This is a genomic window from Chryseobacterium sp. 2TAF14, from assembly GCF_052115105.1.
In the GTDB taxonomy this organism is placed as follows: domain Bacteria; phylum Bacteroidota; class Bacteroidia; order Flavobacteriales; family Weeksellaceae; genus Chryseobacterium.
On record NZ_JBFRGA010000264.1, the window covers coordinates 1 to 2863 of the forward strand.

Annotated in this window: 3 protein-coding genes; all 3 read right to left on the minus strand. The window is 33.4% G+C overall.

The features are described 5' to 3' along the window. Positions 1 to 294 (minus strand): septal ring lytic transglycosylase RlpA family protein (locus AB4Y90_RS17155; RefSeq protein ID WP_441558781.1); only part of this gene is annotated, 294 nt, incomplete at its 3' end. Between the two features lie 514 nt (positions 295 to 808). Then, the gene (rimO, locus tag AB4Y90_RS17160; protein ID WP_441558782.1) at positions 809 to 2110 is read right to left on the minus strand and encodes a 30S ribosomal protein S12 methylthiotransferase RimO; all 1302 of its coding nucleotides are present in this window, start codon (positions 2108 to 2110) and stop codon (positions 809 to 811) included. 125 nt (positions 2111 to 2235) lie between these two features. Continuing rightward, a partial coding sequence (locus tag AB4Y90_RS17165; protein ID WP_441558783.1) for a sugar transferase occupies positions 2236 to 2863 on the minus strand: 628 nt, incomplete at its 5' end.

Sequence of the window (2863 nt, forward strand, 5' to 3'; positions counted from 1 at the left end):
ATCTAAAGCTCTTGATGAATGGAAAGGCCCTCTATCATTAATCGTTACAATCACCTCTTTTCCATTGTTCAGATTGGTTACTTTAATTTCAGTACCAAAAGGAAGCGTTCTGTGTGCTGCAGTAAGTTTTGAATTATCAAAAATCTCACCGCTTGCAGTTTTTCTACCGTTAAATTTATCGTGGTAGTACGATGCATAACTTGTTTTCTTCGCATCTGTAGCGTTATTCGAAAAAGAATAAACACTAAAGGTTGAAATCATCATTATGATTACGAGAATGAATCTTTTCATCATTTTGAACTTTTACTTGTTTGACGAGGCAAAAGTATACGGAAACTTTTTAGCTACCTATTTCAAATGTTAACAAACGTTAAGTAAAACTTAAATAAAACTTAAAAAATCTTGCAACTTCCTATAAATAGGGATTTTAAGTTGTGCTGTTAAAAAACGTTAAAAAAAAGACTCAAATGTTAATATAATTAACTAATCGATACATAATTCGGTATTTTACAAATATTTAAATAATTGAAAATCAATAGTTTAAATAAATTTTAAAACTTGTAAAAATCGTTGTAACTAATTAAAAAAACATTCTACTTATTGATAAATCATAAAATGCTATGGAAAAATTAAAAAACAACAAAATCCTGCTTATTCTAGTTTTGGCGGTGCTTTTTATCGGAATATTTTCTGCGGGAAAAGAATTTGGACAGTATCTTTTCGAAAAATTTAACTAAAAAGCAAAGCGAATTTTAACGTAAATAAAAAAACCAATGAAAAAATCATTGGCTTTCTTTTATCTTTTTGCTTAAACAAGTTCTCCGTACAAATCAAATTCTTCGGCTGAAGTAATTTTTACATTGGCAAAATCTCCAATTGAAATGTAGGTGTTTTCGGCAGAAACCAAAACGGTATTGTCTACATCCGGAGAATCGTATTCTGTACGGCCAACAAAATAGTTTCCTTCTTTTCTGTCGAAGATACATTTATAGACCTCTCCTATTCTTGACTGATTTTTATCCCAAGAAATTTGTGACTGCAGTTCCATGATCTCTTCTACTCTCGCTTCTTTTACTTCCTGCGGAATATCGTCTTCCAAAACATAAGCACCGGTATTTTCTTCATGAGAATACGTGAAGCATCCCAATCTGTCGAATTTCTGAGTTCTTACCCATTCTTTCAATTCCAGGAATCTTTCTTCAGTTTCTCCCGGATAACCGACAATTAAGGTCGTTCTGATTGCCATATCCGGGACTTTTTCTCTGAATTTATCTAATAAAGCATTGGTTTTTTCGTGAGTTGTTCCACGTTTCATTGATTTCAACAAATCTGAATTGATATGCTGAAGCGGAATATCTATATAATTACAAACTTTCGGTTCTTCACGGATGATATCCAAAACATCTTCCGGAAAACCGCTTGGGAAAGCGTAATGAAGACGGATCCATTCGATACCTTCTACTTTTACCAACTCCTTTAAAAGTTCGCCTAAAGCTCTCTTCTTATATATATCTAAACCGTAATACGTTAAATCCTGAGCAATAAGAATCAATTCTTTTACTCCTACTTTTGCCAGTTTCTGAGCTTCTTTCACCAATTTTTCAATCGGCGTAGAAACGTGACCGCCTCTCATTAAAGGAATCGCACAAAATGCGCAAGGTCTGTCGCAACCTTCAGAGATTTTAAGGTAAGCATAATGCTTTGGTGTGGTTGTTAATCTTTCGCCAACCAATTCATGTTTATAATCTGCTCCTAAATGCTTTAATAAAATCGGAAGATCTCTCGTCCCGAAATATTGGTCAACATCAGGAATTTCTTTAATCAGATCCGGCTTATATCTTTCAGAAAGACATCCTGTAACGAAAACTTTTTCAACTTCGCCTCTGTTTTTTGCCTCAACGAAATCAAGAATTGTATTGATCGATTCTTCTTTTGCATTGTCGATGAATCCACAAGTATTGATTACTACGATATCCCCTTTATCTTCGTGCACAACTTCTTTTCCGTTGGCTTTCAGCTGGCTCATCAATACTTCCGAATCGTAAACGTTTTTGGAACAACCTAACGTAACGATGTTTATCTTCTTTTTACCTACAGATTTTGTGCGCATTTTATATTGAATAATAAGTAATTAGTAATCAGTAATTTTTGTGGGTGCAAATTTACGCATAAAAAAAGAACCGAAAGATTCGGTTCTCTATTTAGATTTATTATAAACAATAAGTTTGATTTAAATTAATAAGCTTGCTCATCGCCTTTTATGATGTTGTAAAGCGTTAAAAAAATAATTTTCATATCTAAAAAGAAAGACCAGTTCTGAATATACCAAACATCTTTTTCGATTCTTTTTTCCATGTCTTTATGAGAAAATATCTCACCTCTAGCTCCCATCACTTGTGCCCAACCTGTAATACCGGGTTTTACAATATGTCTTGTCATGTATTTTTTAGTAATCTTCGAATACACTTCTGTTTGAGACAACATATGAGGTCTAGGACCAACAATCGACATATCGCCAAGAAATACGTTTATGAACTGAGGTAATTCATCAATACTTGTTTTTCGTATAAAAGCTCCGAATTTGGTTACTCTTGCATCATTCTTTTTTGCAGTCTGAATATCGGCATTTCGATTGCTTTTCATACTTCTGAATTTAATGCAGTCGAAAGGCTCGTTATTAAGCCCGGATCTTTTTTGCAGAAAAAACACGGATTCGTTACTTTCTAATTTTACGATCAACGCGACAATAGGAATTAACCACGATAGTAAAAACACCATTACAAAAAAAGAGAAGCCGATATCGAATATTCTTTTTAACAGTTGTTTTTGAGGATTTGAAAGAGGCTCTCTTATGAGCTTAAGA

Coding starts and splice junctions, on each gene's coding strand:
- rimO (WP_441558782.1), bottom strand. CDS start 2,110: ATGCGCACAAAATCTGTAGGTAAAAAGAAGATAAACATCGTTACGTTA.